The organism is Micromonospora sp. NBC_01405 (assembly GCF_045040155.1).
In the GTDB taxonomy this organism is placed as follows: Bacteria; Actinomycetota; Actinomycetes; order Mycobacteriales; family Micromonosporaceae; genus Micromonospora.
In genome coordinates this window covers 4,928,490-4,945,175 of record NZ_CP109532.1, presented here as the reverse complement: position 1 = coordinate 4,945,175, position 16,686 = coordinate 4,928,490, and the positions used below count along the sequence as shown (strand labels likewise).

Here is a 16,686-nt window from a genome sequence, read left to right as displayed (position 1 = left end):
GTGTGTGGAATGCGGGGCCGGCCGGGATGGTTACACCCCCCGGACAACGCGAGCAGGTGAGTTCCCCCGAGCCGCCGTGGTTGTCCCCCTGAACTGATCCCCCCTTTCGCGGTGCACGTCGCTTCCTTGCGGGTGTTGCCGCGTGTCCCCCGAACCAGAGGAGCACGCTCATGCGTACCGATCTGATCCGTAGGACCGCTCTGGCCGCTGGTGTTTTCGCCGCCACCGCTGGTGGTATCGCCGCTCCGGCCGTCGCCGCTCACGCGGCCCCCGCCGCCGAGAAGGCCCCCGTCGTGTCGGTGCACGCCGACCGCAAGGCGGGTGGGGAGCGGCAGCTCGACGTGCGGTATGAGGCGCAGCCGAACTTCTACTTCTGTGGTCCGGCCGCCGCCCGTAACGCCCTGTCGGTGCAGGGCAAGGCCATCAGCGTGGACGCGATGGCGAAGGAGATGGGCACCACCGAGGACGGCACCGACTCGATCAACGACATCACCCCCATCCTGAACAAGGAGACCGGTAAGGGCGACGCGTACCGCAGCGTCGAGATCAAGAGCGGTAAGGCCGACGGCGGGCAGACCGACAAGCTGCGCGCTGACATCGTCCGCACCGTCGACGACGGCCGGGCTGTGGTGGCCAACATCGCCGGCACGGCAACCGACACCGACGGCACTGTGCACTCCTTCGAGGGCGGCCACTACATCAGCGTCGTGGGCTACCGCGACGACGGCCGGACGGTGAAGATCGCCGACTCGGCCAACCCCGCCCAGGCCAGCTACGACATCACCGTCGACAACCTCGCCGACTGGATCGCCACCCGCGGCTACGCCACCTCCTGACCCACACCCACAAACGACAAGGGCCGGCCCCCACCCGGGAGCCGGCCCTTTCGTCGGTCTGGCACCGCTCAAGAGGGTCAGCGGTCGGTGCCCGCGCGGACCGGCTCGGCGTCGGCGTCCGCATCGGCCGGCTCCACCGGCTCCAGCCGCCGGGCCCGCCGCCGCAGCCACCAGGTGCTGCCCAGGCCGGCGAGCACCGCGAGGACCAGCCCGGCCCAGGAGATGTCCTTGAGCCAGTGCTCGGCGGCCCGGCCGACGCTGTACAGCAGGTAGGTGGTGCCGAAGGCCCAGACCAGGCCGCCGGCCGCGTTGGCCAGCAGGAACCGGCGGTACGGCACGTGCAGCGCACCGGCCAGGGGGCCGGCGAGGATCCGCAGCAGCGCCACGAACCGGCCGAAGAAGACCGCCCACACCCCGTGCCGGGCGAAGCTCTGCTCGGCGCGGGCGAGGTGTGCGGGGCCGAGGTGTTTGGGGAAGCGTCGGCCTAGCCGGGCCAGCAGCGGACGGCCGCCCCGGCGGCCCACCGCGTACCCGATCGAGTCGCCCGCGATGGCGCCGAAGGCCGCGGCGATCGCCACCCACTCCGGCTCGACCACGCCGGTGGCCGCGAGCAGGGCGGAGCTGACCAGGACGATCTCGCCGGGCAGCGGGACGCCCATGCTCTCCACGCCGATCACCCCGGCGACGATCAGGTAGACCGCGACCGGGGGCAGCGCGGACAGCCAGTGCGACACATCGATCACGGCCCCCCCTCTCAGGTCCGGGCCTCGAACCCTACCCGGGCCGCAGGGGCACCGGGGCCCCTCGCCGCCGGCACCACCCGCTCGGGCGGCCCGGTGGCTGGTCAGAGCGGGGTTACGAACTCCAGGCGGTTGCCGTGGGCGTCCTCGGTGTGGAAGCGCCGCATCCCGGGCAGCTCGTCCTCGCCGCCCCAGTCGACCGGGTGGCCGGCGGCGGCCAGCCGGGCGGCGAGGTCGTCGAGGTCGGGGCGGAGCAGGGCGACGTGGGCCTTGCGGGCGGGGCGGAAGTCGTCGGAGACGCCGAGGTGCAGCTCGGCGCCGTACCCGGTGAACCAGCAACCACCGCGGCGGGCGAGGGCCGGGGGTTTGGGCTTCTCGGCCATGCCGAGCAGCCCGCCGTAGAACGCCCGGGAAGCGGCCTCGGAGCCGGGTGGGCAGGCGAGCAGAACGTGATGGATCATGGTGGCACCTCCTCGTCCCGGAGCCTGGCACGAGGTTGCGCCGATAGCAAGACGGACGTACGGTTTTGTAGGAAGCGGGAATCACGGTAAGTGTCACCTAACCGGGGCGTCGTCCCGGACGGTGCGAAAGACTGCTCAGGACTACTCACGGTCGCTGGTGTGAAGGAGTACGACGTGGCGAGCCTCGACACCTTCGGTGCGAAGACCCAGCTACGCGTCGGAGACGCGAGCTACGAGATTTTCAAGATCAGTAAGGTGGAGGGGCAGGAGCGGCTGCCATACAGCCTGAAGGTCCTGCTGGAGAACCTGCTGCGGACCGAGGACGGCGCGAACATCACCGCCGACCACATCCGCCAGCTCGGCGGCTGGGACGCGACGGCCGACCCGAGCGTGGAGATCCAGTTCACCCCGGCGCGGGTGCTCATGCAGGACTTCACCGGCGTGCCCTGCGTGGTCGACCTGGCCACCATGCGCGAGGCGGTCCGCGACCTCGGCGGCGACGCCACCAAGGTCAACCCGCTCGCCCCGGCCGAGCTGGTCATCGACCACTCGGTCATCGCCGACCTGTTCGGCCGCGCGGACGCCTTCGAGCGCAACGTCGAGCTGGAGTACGAGCGCAACAAGGAGCGCTACCAGTTCCTGCGCTGGGGCCAGAGCGCGTTCAACGAGTTCAAGGTCGTCCCGCCGGGCACCGGCATCGTGCACCAGGTCAACATCGAGTACCTGGCCCGTACGATCATGGAGCGCAACGGCCAGGCGTACCCGGACACCGTGGTCGGCACCGACTCGCACACCACGATGGTCAACGGCCTGGGCGTGCTCGGCTGGGGCGTCGGCGGCATCGAGGCCGAGGCCGCGATGCTCGGCCAGCCGGTCAGCATGCTGATCCCCCGGGTCGTCGGCTTCAAGCTGCACGGCGAGATGCCGGCCGGCACCACCGCCACCGACCTGGTGCTCACCATCACCGAGATGCTGCGCAAGCACGGCGTGGTCGGCAAGTTCGTCGAGTTCTACGGCCCCGGCGTCAGCGCGGTGCCGCTGGCCAACCGGGCCACCATCGGCAACATGTCCCCGGAGTACGGCTCCACCGTGGCGATCTTCCCGATCGACGCCGAGACGATCCGCTACCTGGAGCTGACCGGCCGGGACCCGCAGCAGGTCGCGCTCGTCGAGGCGTACGCCAAGGAGCAGGGCCTCTGGCACGACCCGGCCGCCGAGCCGGAGTACTCCGAGCGGCTGGAGCTCGACCTGGGCACCATCGAGCCGTCCCTGGCCGGCCCGAAGCGCCCACAGGACCGGGTGCCGCTGGGCAGCGCCAAGACCCTGTTCCGCTCCGCGCTGACCGACTACGTAGCCGACGACTCCGCCGGCGAGCGGGACCTCAAGCCGGGCGTCGCCCGCGAGCAGCTCCCCCGGGGCGCCAACGGCCCGGCCGACGAGGCCAGCGCCGAGTCGTTCCCGGCCAGCGACCCGCCGGCCAACGAGTTCAGCGACCCGGCCGACGAGCCGCGCGACCTGGAGACCGCCGCCGTGGGCTCGGGCGGCCGGGCCAGCAACCCGATCCAGGTCACCAGCCCCGACGGCGTCTCCTACGAGCTCGACCACGGCGCCGTGGTGATCGCCGCGATCACCTCCTGCACCAACACCTCGAACCCGCAGGTGATGATCGGCGCGGCGCTGCTGGCCCGCAACGCTGTCGACAAGGGCCTGTCCCGCAAGCCGTGGGTGAAGACCACGCTGGCGCCGGGCTCCAAGGTCGTCATGGACTACTACGACCGCGCCGGCCTCACGCCGTACCTGGAGAAGCTCGGCTTCAACCTGGTCGGCTACGGCTGCACCACCTGTATCGGCAACTCCGGCCCGCTGCCGGAGGAGGTCTCCGCCGCCGTCAACGAGGCCGACCTAGCCGTCGTCTCGGTGCTGTCGGGCAACCGGAACTTCGAGGGCCGGATCAACCCGGACGTCAAGATGAACTACCTGGCGTCCCCGCCGCTGGTGGTCGCGTACGCGCTCGCCGGCACCATGGACATCGACCTGGCCAACGAGCCGATCGGCGAGGACAGCCAGGGCGACCCGGTCTTCCTGCGCGACATCTGGCCGAACAGCGCCGAGATCCAGGACGTCATCGCCCAGGCGATCGGCGCGACCGGGTTCAGCGCGGCGTACGCGGACGTGTTCGCCGGTGACGAGCGCTGGCAGTCGCTGCCGACCCCGACCGGCGACACCTTCGCCTGGGAGAGCGAGAGCACCTACGTCCGCAAGCCCCCGTACTTCGAGGGCATGGAGCGGAAGCCGAAGGCGGTCGTCGACATCGCCGACGCCCGGGTGCTGGCCAAGCTGGGCGACTCGGTGACCACCGACCACATCTCCCCGGCCGGCTCGATCAAGGCCGACTCCCCCGCCGGGACGTACCTCGCCGAGCACGGCGTGCCGCGTCACGAGTTCAACTCGTACGGCTCGCGCCGGGGCAACCACGAGGTGATGATCCGGGGCACGTTCGCCAACATCCGGCTGCGCAACCAGCTCGTCCCGGGTGTGGAGGGCGGCTTCACGGTCAATCACCTGACCGGCGAGCAGACCTCGATCTACGACGCCTCCACCGCCTACCAGGAGGCGGGCGTGCCGCTGGTCATCCTGGCCGGCAAGGAGTACGGCTCCGGCTCGTCGCGGGACTGGGCGGCCAAGGGCACCATGCTGCTCGGCGTCCGGGCGGTCATCGCCGAGTCGTACGAGCGGATCCACCGCTCGAACCTGATCGGCATGGGCGTCCTGCCGTTGCAGTTCCCGGTCGACTGCACCGCCGAATCGCTCGGCCTCACCGGTGCCGAGACCTTCTCGATCACCGGCGTGACCGCGCTGAACGACGGCGAGACCCCGCGCACCGTGAAGGTCACCACCGACACCGGCGTCGAGTTCGACGCCGTGCTCCGGATCGACACTCCCGGTGAGGCGGACTACTACCGCCATGGTGGCATCCTGCAGTACGTCCTGCGCCGCATGATCGCCGGCTGACCCGTACCCGCACGACGAGGGGCCCCTGCCGCGGCGGCAGGGGCCCCTCGTCGGGAACCGGAGCGGCTGCCCGGCGACACGCGCCGGCCGGAGCCGGGCTACTCGGTCGACGCGGCGCGGCGGGCGTCGCGGGTCTTCATGGCGTGCTCCATCAGCGTGATGAGCACCTCCTTGCTCGACTCCCGCTGCCGGGCGTCACAGAGCAGCACCGGCACCCCCGGGTCGAGGTTGAGCGCGGCCTGCACCTCGTCCAGCCGGTACTGGCGGGCCCCCTCGAAGCAGTTGACCGCCACCACGAACGGGGTGCCGCGCCCCTCGAAGTAGTCGATCGAGGGGAAGCAGTCGGCGAGCCGGCGGGTGTCGGCGAGCACCACCGCGCCGAGCGCGCCGAGCGCCAACTCGTCCCAGACGAACCAGAAGCGGTCCTGCCCGGGCGTGCCGAACAGGTAGAGGACCAGGTCGTCGCTGATGGTGATCCGGCCGAAGTCCATCGCCACCGTGGTGGTGGTCTTGCCCTCCACCCCCGACAGATCGTCGATCCCGACCCCGGTCTCGGTCAGCACCTCCTCGGTGCGCAGCGGCCGAGTCTCGCTCACCGCGCCGACCATGGTGGTCTTGCCGACGCCGAAACCGCCCGCGATCAGGATCTTGATCGCGGTGGGCAGCGGCACGGCTCCCGCCGGCCGCTCAGAGTGCCCGTAGTCCATTGATAACCGCCTCGAAAATGCTGTCGTCGGGAAGGCCCGCGGTGACCCGGGGCTCGCGCACCTCGACCAGGTCACGGGCCACCAGGTCACCGAGCAGGACCCGGATGGTGCCCACCGGCAGGTCCAGGTGGGCGGCGACCTCGGCGACGGACTGGATCCGCTGGCAGAGCGCGACGATGGCCAGGTGCTCGGGGCCCAGCCCGACCTCCGGTGACGCCTCCACGCGGGTGGCCGTCACCAGGGAGATCAGGTCGAACGTGCCGGTGACCGGCCGGGCCCGGCCACGCGTCACCGCGTACGGGCGGACCACCGGGCCTGCGTGGTCGTCGACCCACTGTTCCTCCGTGGACTCCCCTGGGGCCGTCATCGCGGCTACTTCTCGCCGACCGGCGGCTCGGGGAGCCGGGTCGGGGAGGCCACGTACTTGCCCACCCGGGTGACCAGCATGGCCATCTCGTACGCGATGAGCCCGACGTCGGCGTCCTCGGAGGCCAGCACCGCGAGGCAGGCGTTGCGGCCGGCGGCTGTGACGAAGAGGAAGGACGACTGCATCTCGATGATGGTCTGCTGGACCTGCCCGCCACCGAACCGCTTCCCCGCGCCCCGGGCCAGGCTCTGGATCCCGGCCGCCATCGCCGCGAGGTGCTCGCCGTCGTCCCGGCCCAACTCCCGCGACGACGCCATCAGCAGGCCGTCTGTGGAGAGCGCGACAGCGTGTTCGGCCTGCTTCACCCTGCCGACCAGATCATCCAGCAACCACGTCAGGTCGGCACTCGATGCCGTCTTCTGCCCCACTCGTCGTCCTCTTCTTCCCGGCTGGTGTCGCCGTTGTCGTCTGGGACCTGCCGTCCCGCCAAGGAGTGCGGGTTCCCCCGCGCCGCCCCTCAGGTGGCCTCGCGCCCACCGGCGTCGCCGTCGGCGGGCTCCGTCCCATCGGTCTCGCCGGCACCGTCGAGCAGCCGGGCCGCGTCGGTGCGGCCACGGAGGGTGCCGGTCTGGTAGGAGCTCATCATCCGGCGGACCTGCTCCGGCGGCCGGATCGTGTCCTCGTCGTCGTCCACCTGCTGCGCGGACGGATCCTCCCGCAGCTCGGGCACGATGTTCGCCTGCCGGACCCGCACCGGCAGCCCGGAGCCGGTCTGCTGCGCCGGCGACGCCGCCGGGGTCAACCCGGCCGACTCGTCCGGGGCGTGCGGGCTGTCCGGGGCCGGCGAGCCGGCCTCCTCCGCGACCGGACGGGGCGCGGTCATCGGGAACCCGCCCGGCACGGTCGGCGCGTCCAACGCCGACTGTCCGGCCGGGCGGCGCGGGCGTACCGGCAGCCCCGCGCCCTCCCCGGCCGGCGCGTCCAGGGTGGCCGGGGCCGTGCGCGGGCGCGCGCGGGTGGGCAGGGCCGGTCCGCCGCCGGCCCCGGCGGGCTCCGGGGCCGGCGGCGCGACCGGGGCCGTCACGGGCTCCGCCACCGCGACGGGCGCGGACGGGCGGGCGGCCGGCCTCCCGGCCGTCGGGGCCGGCGGGGCCACCGCGACCGGGGCGGACGTCCCCGGCAGGCCGGGACGCTCCGGGGCGGCGGCGTCGCCGTTCGGGTCGGCGACCATGTCCGGCGGGATCAGCACGACCGCGGTGGTGCCGCCGTACGCCGACTCCTTGAGCTGCACCCGGACGCCGTGCCGCTCGGTGAGCCTGCTGACCACGTACAGCCCGAGCCGGGCGGCGTTGGCCAGGTTCAGCTCGGACCGGTCGACGATCCGGTGGTTCGCGGCGGCGAGGTCATCGTCGCTCATCCCGAGGCCCCGGTCCTCGATCTCCAGGACGAAGCCGTTGGCCACCATCTGGCCGCGCACCTCGACGGTGGTGTGCGGGGGCGAGAAGGACAGGCCGTTCTCGATCAGCTCGGCCAGCAGGTGGATGACGTCGCCGACGGCCCGGCCGGCCAGCGACACCGCCCCCAGCGGCAGCACGTTGACCCGGGTGTAGTCCTCCACCTCGGCGACCGCGCCGCGCACCACGTCGACCATCGGGACGTTGCGTCGCCAGGCCCGGCCCGGGGTGGAGCCGGAGAGCACGATCAGGTTCTCGGCGTTACGCCGCATCCGGGTGGCGAGGTGGTCGACCCGGAACAGGTCCTCCAGTTCCTCGGCGTCATGCTCGCGCCGTTCCATCGCGTCGAGCAGGGTGAGCTGGCGGTGCACCAGGGCCTGGGTGCGCCGGGCCAGGCTGAGGAAGACCTCGCGGACGTTGCGGCGCAGCTCGGCCTGCTCGACGGCGGTGCGCAGCGCGGTCTCCTGGACCGCGTTGAACGCCTTGCCCACCTGCCCGACCTCGTCGTCGCCGAACTCCAGCGGTGGCGCCTCTTTGGCGACGTCCACCTCCTCGCCGTGGCCCAGCCGTTCGACCACGCTGGGCAGTTGGTCGTTGGCGAGCGTGAAGGCCGCCTCGCGCAGCCGCTCCAGCTGCCGCAGCAGCGCCCGGGCGGTGGTGATCGACACGATGACGGACGCCACGACGGCGAGCAGGCCCAGGCCGGTGGCGAGCACCAGCCGGACGACCACCATGACGGCGACCGGGACGGCCCGGTCCACGACGTCGTCGCCGCCCTCGACCACCACCTCGCTCCACCGGGCCAGCGCCGGCGCCACGGCCTCGTCCCACTCGGGGGCCTCGAACCCCAGTCGGGGGTCGCTGCCCCGGCTCTGGAGGATGCCGTCCTCCAGGGCGCGCAGCTTCTCGAACGCCGAACCGCCGACCATGGCGTCGTAGCGCTGACGGTCGGCGGCCGGCAGCCGGCTCACCGCGAGGTCGGCGGCGAACCGCTGCGCGCCGATGATCTGGGCGACCTGGGCCCGCTCGGCGTCGGTCACCCGGCCCGCCGCGAGCACGCCGGTGAGCAGGGCGTCCTCCTGGGAGAGCAGCTCGCGGGCGCGGTTGAGCTCGATCAGCGCGGTGGTGTCCTCGGCGACCTGCTCGTCGTCGAGCAGGCCGAGGGCCGTGTAGACGTCGAAGATGGACCGCACCACACTGCCGTACGCGGTGAAGGTGGACGCCCGGTCCGCGCTACGGGCGTCCACCTCGGAGCGGGCCTGCCCCAGCCGGGACAGCTGCCCGTAGGCCACGTCGAGCCGCTGTTCCAGGGTGTCGCTGGCGGCCACGGCGGTGAGCCACTCGCCGGACGACTCTCGGAACGCCGCCGCCAGTTCGTCGGTGCGCCGCCGCTCCGCGCCCAGCGTCTCCCGCCGCGCGTCGTCCGGTCGCCCGAGGTACGCCAGCGATGTCCGGCGTTCCCGCTGCAACTGGAGCACCAGCGTCTCGCTCGGCTCGGACACCGACTCGTTGAGCGTCTGCACACCGAGGAGGTTGAACCCGTCCCGCACGGTCACCCACGCCGCGAAGGCCCAGAGCGCGACGAGCGACGCCAGCAGAGCGACGACTTTGGTACGGAGATTCGTACTGCGGGAACGCATCACACCGTCCTGGCCGGGTGTTCGAGGGGGATGCCGGAGCGCCCGTGGCCGGTACACCGTCGGCCACGGGCGCACGCTAGCAGCGTCCGATTGTTCACTCAAGCGGCACTGATCAACGAGGGCGTCCGATTCCCGGGCCCCTCGGCGGTGCCGTCACCGGCCCCGGCGCGGACGAGATGGCGGGCGGCGACGACGGCGGCGCGGACGATCACGGCGGGCCGGTACAGGTCCTTGTCGTGCCAGAGCGCGGGCTCCCCGTCGCGTCCCTCCATGGTGGCCAGGTAGCACCGGGCGCGCCCGAGCGCCGCCCCGACGCCGGCCGGCGCGGCCGGACCGGCAGCGTGCAGGGCGTGCACGGCGTACGCGGTCTCCTCGACGGTGCCGCCCCAACGCCCCCAGGAGCCGTCGGCGCGCTGCCCCGCCAACACCCACCCGGCGGCCCGGGTCACCGCGCCCGCCACGGCCGCCCCCCGGCCGTAGCCGGCCAGGGCGAGCACCGCGCAGCTCGTGGCGTAGTACGGCGAGGCGTGCCAGCGGTCGGACCACCGACCGTCGGGCTGCTGCCGCTCGACGAGCCAGCCGGTGAGCCGCCGCACCACCTCGGCGAGCCGGGCGTCGTCCGGTGCCCGGCGCCCCAGGTGCCAGCCGAGCGCGTCGAGCACGTGGGCGTTGGTGGTGACCGAGGCCCCGTCCTCCCCCCGCCAGGTGCAGAAGTGCTCGCCGGTGTCGTACCCCCAGAGGCTGTCCGGGCCGACCGGGCGGCCGAGCCGGGCCAACGCGTACAGGGTCACCGCGGTGGTGTCGGCGTCGGCGGGCAGGCCGGGGGCGGTGGCGGTGCCGGCGGGACCGATCGTCGCCACCAGGCCGGCCAGCAGCCGGGGCGGTACCGGCAGCGCGATGCCGGCCCGGCTCATCGTGCTCAGCGCCCAGGCCCGCTCGAACACGGTGATCGGGGTGGCGCAGGGCACCGGCCCGCCCTGCTGACGGGCCACGTCCTCCAGGTAGGACACCGCCGCGCGGACCCCGGCCCCGGGGACGGGCACGCCGAGCCAGGCCGCGGTGGCCGCCGGCGAGGCACCGACGGTGCCCGGCCCGACGGGGGCGACATCGGCGGCGCGGTGGGCCGCCGGGCCGCCGACCTCCAGGGCGTGCAGCAGCTTCTCCGGCAGCGGCCGGCCGGCGGTGAGCAGCGCGCGGACCCGGTCGAGCCGTGCGCCGTCCAGCCCCGACGGCAGCGGCAGCGCCCGGAAGTCACGCCAGGCGGTCAGGCCGGGCAGCGGGGCGGCACGTAGCGCGTCGAGGTGCGCGTTGAGCGAGCCGACCAGCGCCGGGACGGTCAGGTCGGTGGCCGGCAGGTCGGGCAGCTCGGGGCCGGCCGGGCCGGTGAGCCGGGCGTACAGGACGCGCAGGCCGCCGTCGACGGCCCCGGTCAGCCGCTCGGCGGCACGGGGCTCGCGCAGCCAGGCGGCGTCGCCGCGACGTAGGGCGGTGAGCAGCGCCTCGGTGGCGCTCAGCGTCGGCACCAGGGCGTACCCCTCCGGGCCGCCCCACGCCCCGTCCGGGCGCTGGGCGTCCAGCAGGTACGCGATCCGCTCCACGTGGTGGGTCAGCCACGGCGCGAGGCCGACCAGGCGGGCGGTCTCGTAGACCGACACGGAGGACTGCCCCGAGGAGGTGAGGGTCATCGCGGAGACCAGCTCGCGGGCGTCGGCCGCGGACTCCGGGTCCCGCGGGGGCGGGTGGGCGGCGCCGTCGCCGGTGGCCTGCGGGGGCCGGTGGGCGGTGTTCCCGGACCCGCCGTCGCGGCGGGTCCACGACCGGACGGCCGTCACCGTTCCCCCCAGAAGTCGGCCGACCGGTAGAAGCCGCTGCTGAAGCCGATCTGCCGGGACAGGTACGCCGCCTGCAACGGGCAGCCGCCGGCCAGCGGGGCGAGCAGCTCGGTGCACCGCTCGACCAGCTCGACGATGCGCTGGTCCACCTCGGCGCGGTCGGCGACGAGGAGCAGTGCGTTCAGGTCCCCCCACTGGAGGTCCCGCTCGTAGGTGGCCAGGTCGTTGACCAGCCGCAGCACCCGCTGAACCTCGTCGCTGACCGTGACCAGCCGGTCGAGCCGCCGGTGCGTCTCGGCGTCTCCCGTCCAGATCCAGTGCGCGACGTTGACCACGGTGCAGGCGAGGTTGTCGGCGTTGTCGAGGTACTCGGCGAAGCCGGGCAGCGGCGCGCCGTCGCGCTCCCGGCCGGTCTTCCAGTCCCACTCGCGGGCCATCGCGGTGACCGTCCGGCGTACCGCCGCACGCCAGGCGTCGCCCAGTTCGGCGAAGGCCGGAACTCCGGCCAGCTCGTCGCGCAGCTCGGCGAGCAGGCGGCCGAGCGGGTCGTCGGCGTCCGGGCTGGCGCCGTCGGCGACCGCCAGGGCGCCGGCCACCACCCGGTCGACGTCCGCCCGGGACTTCGCCAGGTAGTCGATCTGCCAGTCCAGGGCGAACCCCCACAGCACCGCCCGGTTGGTCAGTCGCAGCTGCTCGGCGGTGCACCAGGGCGCCCCGAAGGCGATGGCCAGGGCGATGTTGCTGAACAGGGCGCCGTCGAAGGGCGGGCCGGAGAAGAGGTCCGGGTACCGGGCGGCCTGCCGTTGCAGGTCCCGCTGTCCCTTGGCGGCGAGCGCGCAGATCCGGCCCTGCTCGGCGGCGGCGGAGAGCTGGTCGGGCAGCACCGCCGAGGGGCGGGCGGAGACGTTCATGCGACGCCCACGGGGTGGGCCGGGCGCAGTTCCAGCTCCACGCGGTCCTTGGTGCGCAGCGCGGCGGCGAGTTGCATGGCGGGCAGGCGTGGGCTGTGCACTCGCAGCCGGTAGCGGCTCAGCATGTTGGCCACGATCAGTTGCGCCTCCAGATAGAACAGGTGCATCCCCAGGCACTGGTGCGGCCCGCCGCCGAAGGGGAAGAAGGCGTACCGGTGCCGGGCCCGGACCCGGTCCGGGGCGAACCGGTCCGGGTCGAAGACCTCGGGTCGCTCCCAGTACCGCTCCAGCCGCTGGGTGATCAGCGGGCTGACCAGCAGCGTCGCCCCCTCCTCCAGCTCCACCCCGCCGAGGGAGACCGACCGGACCACCTGTCGGGGGGCCAGCCAGGCCACCGGGTAGAGCCGGATCAGCTCGTCCAGCACCATCCGGGTGTAGCGCAGCTGCGGCAGGTGCTCCGGGCCGACCCGGTCGCCACCGACCACCTGGTCGATCTCCTCCTGGAGCCGGGCGGCGACCTCGGGCGAGCGTTCCAGGTGCGGCCAGAGCCAGGTCAGCACGTTGACGGTCGTCTCGGTGGTGACCGCGACCATCGCGACGGTGTCGTTGCGGACCTGCCGCTCGTCCAGTGGCCGCCCGTCGTCCGTGGTGCCCCGCCACAGGGTGGAGATGATGTCGTCGCCGCCGTGCGCGGCGGTGGCCCGCGCCGAACGGACGATGGGCACCAGCACCTCGTCGATGCGCCGGACGGCGTCGCGGAAGGTCCGGTCGCCCGGCATGGGCAGCGAGAGCGGGACGAACGGCACCAGCACCCGGGGGATGACCGAGGTGGCGATCGCGTCCTGGGCCTCGATGACGCGCAGCGCGTCGGCAACCGAGATGCGGTCGGCGAACAACGCCTTCATCATCGCCCGGCAGACGATCCGGGCCTGTTCGGCACCGATGTCCACCGGGCGGCCGGCCCGGGCCGGGGCGTCCAGCTCGGCGACCGCGTCGGCGATCGTCTCGGCGATCCCCCCCATCATCGCCTCGACCCGTCTGGCCGTGAATAGGGGCTGGAGGATGCGCCGGCTGTCCGACCACGCCGGACCGTCGCTGAGGATGCCATCGCCGAACAGCCGGCGCAGCGGGCCCCAGAACGGCCCGTCACCGGCGCGGCCGAAGTTGTCGGCCCGATCGCCCAGCACCTGCTGCACGTGGGCCGGGTCGGTAACCAGGTAGGGGCGGAACGAGCCGAGGTTGAGCCGGACGACCTCGCCGGCGGCGCGCTCGCCGAACCCGATCAGGGCCCGGACCGGGTCTCGTGCCAGGCCCGGCAGCACCTGCCACAGTGGAACGGATCTCGCTCGCCGGGCGCGGGTCGGGGCGGTGTGTGGGGTTGCCACGGCTGGTTGAGCTCCCCTTATCGCAATGCGTCGCGGGACGACTGTGCAAAGTCACGGTCTGCCCGAGCATGCCATTGAGCAGGGCAACTTCTCCATAGGCAAGGGGAGAAATTTTCGCGGACAGAATTTGACGAGTCCACAAAAGAACCGGCGTGGGCCTCCTACCAGCGCAGATCCCGCCGGTAGCGCCACTGGTCCGCGACCGGCCGGTAACCGAGCCAGGCGTTGAGGCCGAGCATCGCGTCGTTGCCGGCGTCGTTGACCGTCACCGCGTGGCGGAAACCGGCTGCCCTGGCCCGGGCCAGGGCGGCGTGCTTGACGAGCCGGGCCAGGCCGCGCCGCCGGTACGCCTGCCGGGTGCCGGTCATCCCGGACTGGTGCCGGTCCCGGCCGTCGGTCAGCGCCACGGTGAACGCGGCCACCTCCCCGTCCACCACGGCCACCGTGGTCAGCGTCCGGTCCAGGTCGGGGCGGTCCCAGTAGGCGGCCAGCCAGTCGGCGTACCCGATCTCGTCCATCCCGACCTCGCCCGGCTCGTCTCGCGCCGCGTCCAGGTCAGCCACGTACAGCGGGCGCGGGTCGGGCAGGTCGGCGGCGCTGAGCACCCGGACGCCCCGCGCCGGCACCGGCGCCGGGGGCAGCGGCGCCGCCAGGTCACGGACCAGCAGCCGGGAGCGCCAGCCCCGCCGGTAGCCGCGCCGCCCGGCGAAGGCCAGGTCCGCAGGCACGTCGGCGACCGTCGCGTACGCCGTCCGGACGCCGAGCCCGGCCAGCCGACGCTCGGCGGCGGCGAGCAGGGCCGACCCGGCCCCCCGGCCCCGCCGGTCCGGGCGCACCGCCAGATTGACGAACCCCAGCCCTGGCTCGGCGCTCTCGTGCAGCAGCCCGGTGCGCGCCAGCCCGACCGGCACGCCGTCGCCCTCGGCCACCAGGGCGCCGAACCGCTCGGCGGCCCGGACGCCGCCGACCTGCCAGCGGATCAACGCAGGGGTGGCCACCAGATGCGGATGGGTCGCCCGGAGCACCTCGACGGCGGCGCCGGTGTCGGCATCGGTGAACGGCCGCACGGTGAGCGTCATGGTGTGGCAACGTATCGTAGCCGCCCGGCCCGCGCGACAGCTCCCGCCTCTCCGGCGCGCCGGAGAGGCGGGCACGCCCCCGGCCGCTGTGCCAGGCTCAGGGCATGGACGACAAGACCATTCTGAACCGCATCTCCGAGCTGGTCGACGAGGAGCACCGGCTCCGCTCGACGGCGCAGGCCCACGAGTCCGGCACCGAGGGCGACCGGGACCGGCTGCGCGCGCTGGAGGAGTCCCTGGACCAGTGCTGGGACCTGCTGCGCCGGCGGCGGGCCGCGCGCGAGACCCACGGCGACCCCGACGCCTCGGGGGTACGCCCCAGGCCGGAGGTGGAGCGGTACCTGCAGTAGCCGACGCCGGGGACGGACGGCGCACCGCCCGTCCCCGGAGCCGACGGCCCACTCAGCGGATGCCGGCCTCGCGCAGCAACAACCCGGTCAGGGCGGCCGGGTCGGTCCGCTCGGCCGGCAGGCCGCGCGCCGCGAACCAGGCCGCCACCACCCGGACGTCCCGGGCCAGGAACTCCGGGCCCTGCGGGTTGGCCACCACGTCGACCACCTGCGGCAGGTCGATCATGACCAGCCGCCCGTCGTGCACCAGCAGGTTGTACGGGGACAGGTCCCCGTGCGCGTGCCCGGCCCGGGCCAGCACCACCAGTGCGTCGACGAGCTGCTCCCACAGGGAGCGCAGCTCGGCCGGCTCGGGGCGACACTGCGCCAGCCGGGGTGCCGCCCGCCCCTCGGCCGGGTCCCCCACGAACTCCAGCATCAGCTCGGTGCCGATCAGCTGCACCGGGTACGGCACGGCGATCCGGCCGTGCGCCGCGCCGATCTCCCAGAGCTGAGACAGGGCGGCGAACTCGGCGGCGGCCCACTGCCCGGCAATCATCTGCCGGCCGAACGCGGTCCGCCCGGCCATCGCCCGGTTCTCCCGGGACCGGCGCACCCGGCGGCCCTCCAGGTAGCCCGCGTCCCGGTGGAACAGCCGGTGCTGGGCATCCCGGTAGCGCTTGACCGCCAGCAGGCAGGACCGGTCGGTCTCCGGCACGGCGCGGCGGACCAGGTGGACGTCCGCCTCCTTGCCGGTCTTGAGCACGCCCAGCTCGGTGTCCCGGGCGGCCAGCTCGGTGACCAGCCAGGCCGGGTGCGGCTCGGGGCCGTGCACGGCCCGGTCCCAGCTCGACCAGGCGTCGTTCGGTGCCTGGTCGCCGGGGGTGTCGTCGTCGGGGGTGTGGTCCGGGTCGGTCAGGACCGGCTCGGCGGGCCGACCACGCTTCAGGAACTGCGGTTCGTCATCGTCGAAGCGGCTCTTGCCGCGGGTCCGGCGCCCGCGCGCCGGGAAGTCATCGTCACGCACTGTGCTGGTGATCCCTTGATCGAGGCTGGTGGAGGCAGGTGGAAACGCCCTGCGAAGACGGCCATGACCGACCTCCCCTCCTCGACCGGGAACACCCCGGCTGCGCACTCGCGCGGCACCATGCTCGGCCGCGCCGACCCGATTCGCAACCGATTTACCCGCCCCGCCGACGCCGGCCCGGACGACGGGGGGCTCGGGCGGGCGCACCGCCGCGGCCCGGAGGACTCAGGCGGCGAGCACCGTAGCGACGGCGGCGATCAGGCCGTCCACGGTGAACGTCGGGGCGAAGCGGGTGTCCGTCCAGGCCCGACCCCGGTGCAGCCAGACGCTGGGCAGACCCACCGCCGCCGCCCCGCCGATGTCCGCCTCCGGGCCGTCCCCCACCACCCAGGCCCCGTGCAGCGGCATCCGGACCCGCCGGGCCGCCAGCGCGAAGATCCTCGGGTTGGGCTTGCTGACCCCGACCTCCTCGGAGATCACCCAGTCGGCGACAAACCGGTCGAGGCCGGTTCGGCGGATCATCGCGCCCTGCTGGCGTACGGCGCCGTTGCTGACCACCACCGGCATCCAGCCGGCCCCGTCGGCGATGCGCAGCGCGCAGGCCACCAGCGGGTCCAGGCGGCTGTTGGCCAGCACCCCGTCGTGCAGCTGCTCGACCAGGTCGATCGAGGGGATGAGCAGGCCGTACCGGTCCCGGATCGCGTCCGCGACGTCCCAACGGTCGGTCAGCCCGTCGGCGTCGACGGACAGCAGCCAGTCGATGTCGGTGGCCGGGGCGCCGACACCGTCGAGGAAGCGCTCGCCCCAGACACGGAACGGGCCGGCCCGGTCGAGCAGGGTGTTGTCCAGATTTAGCAGGAGCAACGGCACTCGGGCACCTTAAGGCAGAGGAGCCACCGGCCGACA

General features: G+C 73.6%; 15 protein-coding genes. 3 read left to right on the top strand and 12 right to left on the bottom strand.

Annotated elements, in window-relative coordinates; all coding sequences use genetic code 11:
• The first annotated feature begins 170 nt into the window (after positions 1–170).
• Positions 171–836 (top strand): C39 family peptidase, encoded by a 666-nt coding sequence (locus tag OG559_RS21740; RefSeq protein ID WP_405106410.1) that lies wholly within the window; start codon positions 171–173, stop codon positions 834–836.
• Between the two features lie 77 nt (positions 837–913).
• On the opposite strand, the gene OG559_RS21735 is transcribed toward OG559_RS21740, so the two are convergent.
• Together OG559_RS21735 and OG559_RS21730 are read right to left on the bottom strand one after the other, a co-directional pair.
• Positions 914–1,579, bottom strand: a complete 666-nt coding sequence (locus OG559_RS21735) for a DedA family protein (protein ID WP_405106408.1) — start codon at positions 1,577–1,579, stop codon at positions 914–916.
• Positions 1,580–1,680: 101 nt separating this feature from the next.
• On the bottom strand, positions 1,681–2,037 hold the full coding sequence (locus OG559_RS21730; protein ID WP_396670778.1) for a VOC family protein: 357 nt from the start codon (positions 2,035–2,037) through the stop codon (positions 1,681–1,683).
• A gap of 159 nt (positions 2,038–2,196) precedes the next feature.
• Here OG559_RS21730 and OG559_RS21725 point away from each other — a divergent pair, with 159 nt between their 5' ends.
• Positions 2,197–5,049, top strand: coding sequence for an aconitate hydratase (locus OG559_RS21725; RefSeq protein WP_405106406.1), 2,853 nt, complete (start codon positions 2,197–2,199; stop codon positions 5,047–5,049).
• 98 nt (positions 5,050–5,147) lie between these two features.
• Here the strand turns inward: OG559_RS21725 and OG559_RS21720 are convergent, their stop codons facing one another.
• The 8 genes from OG559_RS21720 to OG559_RS21685 all read right to left on the bottom strand — a co-directional run bounded on the left by OG559_RS21720 (position 5,148) and on the right by OG559_RS21685 (position 14,424).
• A complete protein-coding gene (locus tag OG559_RS21720; protein WP_396670780.1) occupies positions 5,148–5,756 on the bottom strand; it encodes a GTP-binding protein in 609 nt (202 codons plus the stop codon).
• Positions 5,737–6,123 (bottom strand): DUF742 domain-containing protein, encoded by a 387-nt coding sequence (locus OG559_RS21715; protein ID WP_161689993.1) that lies wholly within the window; start codon positions 6,121–6,123, stop codon positions 5,737–5,739. Before OG559_RS21715 ends, OG559_RS21720 begins: the two co-directional genes overlap by 20 nt.
• A 5-nt stretch (positions 6,124–6,128) precedes the next feature.
• The gene (locus tag OG559_RS21710; RefSeq protein WP_350888154.1) at positions 6,129–6,551 is read right to left on the bottom strand and encodes a roadblock/LC7 domain-containing protein; all 423 of its coding nucleotides are present in this window, start codon (positions 6,549–6,551) and stop codon (positions 6,129–6,131) included.
• Positions 6,552–6,640: 89 nt separating this feature from the next.
• Complete coding sequence (locus tag OG559_RS21705) at positions 6,641–9,217, bottom strand: nitrate- and nitrite sensing domain-containing protein (RefSeq protein ID WP_405106403.1); 2,577 nt, start codon at positions 9,215–9,217, stop codon at positions 6,641–6,643.
• Between the two features lie 98 nt (positions 9,218–9,315).
• Positions 9,316–11,049, bottom strand: coding sequence for a prenyltransferase/squalene oxidase repeat-containing protein (locus OG559_RS21700; RefSeq protein ID WP_405106401.1), 1,734 nt, complete (start codon positions 11,047–11,049; stop codon positions 9,316–9,318).
• Positions 11,046–11,960 carry a terpene synthase family protein gene (locus tag OG559_RS21695; RefSeq protein WP_405106399.1) on the bottom strand — a complete coding sequence of 305 codons (915 nt, stop codon included), beginning with the start codon at positions 11,958–11,960 and terminating at the stop codon, positions 11,046–11,048. Before OG559_RS21695 ends, OG559_RS21700 begins: the two co-directional genes overlap by 4 nt.
• Positions 11,957–13,282: a cytochrome P450 gene (locus OG559_RS21690; protein ID WP_405106397.1), complete on the bottom strand. Its 1,326-nt coding sequence runs from the start codon at positions 13,280–13,282 to the stop codon at positions 11,957–11,959. Before OG559_RS21690 ends, OG559_RS21695 begins: the two co-directional genes overlap by 4 nt.
• 224 nt (positions 13,283–13,506) lie before the next feature.
• Positions 13,507–14,424: a GNAT family N-acetyltransferase gene (locus tag OG559_RS21685; protein WP_405106395.1), complete on the bottom strand. Its 918-nt coding sequence runs from the start codon at positions 14,422–14,424 to the stop codon at positions 13,507–13,509.
• 104 nt (positions 14,425–14,528) lie between these two features.
• On the opposite strand from OG559_RS21685, the gene OG559_RS21680 reads away from it, so the two are divergent.
• A complete protein-coding gene (locus OG559_RS21680) occupies positions 14,529–14,774 on the top strand; it encodes a DUF2630 family protein (RefSeq protein ID WP_350888148.1) in 246 nt (81 codons plus the stop codon).
• A gap of 52 nt (positions 14,775–14,826) precedes the next feature.
• Here OG559_RS21680 and OG559_RS21675 read toward each other — a convergent pair whose 3' ends face one another.
• Both OG559_RS21675 and OG559_RS21670 read right to left on the bottom strand, forming a co-directional pair.
• Positions 14,827–15,780 (bottom strand): serine protein kinase RIO, encoded by a 954-nt coding sequence (locus OG559_RS21675; protein WP_405106393.1) that lies wholly within the window; start codon positions 15,778–15,780, stop codon positions 14,827–14,829.
• A gap of 225 nt (positions 15,781–16,005) precedes the next feature.
• Positions 16,006–16,650 (bottom strand): HAD family hydrolase, encoded by a 645-nt coding sequence (locus tag OG559_RS21670; RefSeq protein WP_405106391.1) that lies wholly within the window; start codon positions 16,648–16,650, stop codon positions 16,006–16,008.
• Between the last annotated feature and the right edge of the window lie 36 nt (positions 16,651–16,686).

What these genes read in the sequence shown, in the direction of transcription:
- OG559_RS21740 (WP_405106410.1), top strand. Translation starts at nt 171, where the DNA reads ATGCGTACCGATCTGATCCGTAGGACCGCTCTGGCCGCTGGTGTTTTC.
- OG559_RS21730 (WP_396670778.1), bottom strand. Translation starts at nt 2,037, where the DNA reads ATGATCCATCACGTTCTGCTCGCCTGCCCACCCGGCTCCGAGGCCGCT.
- OG559_RS21720 (WP_396670780.1), bottom strand. Translation starts at nt 5,756, where the DNA reads ATGGACTACGGGCACTCTGAGCGGCCGGCGGGAGCCGTGCCGCTGCCC.
- OG559_RS21715 (WP_161689993.1), bottom strand. Translation starts at nt 6,123, where the DNA reads ATGACGGCCCCAGGGGAGTCCACGGAGGAACAGTGGGTCGACGACCAC.
- OG559_RS21705 (WP_405106403.1), bottom strand. Translation starts at nt 9,217, where the DNA reads ATGCGTTCCCGCAGTACGAATCTCCGTACCAAAGTCGTCGCTCTGCTG.
- OG559_RS21695 (WP_405106399.1), bottom strand. Translation starts at nt 11,960, where the DNA reads ATGAACGTCTCCGCCCGCCCCTCGGCGGTGCTGCCCGACCAGCTCTCC.
- OG559_RS21685 (WP_405106395.1), bottom strand. Translation starts at nt 14,424, where the DNA reads ATGACGCTCACCGTGCGGCCGTTCACCGATGCCGACACCGGCGCCGCC.
- OG559_RS21680 (WP_350888148.1), top strand. Translation starts at nt 14,529, where the DNA reads ATGGACGACAAGACCATTCTGAACCGCATCTCCGAGCTGGTCGACGAG.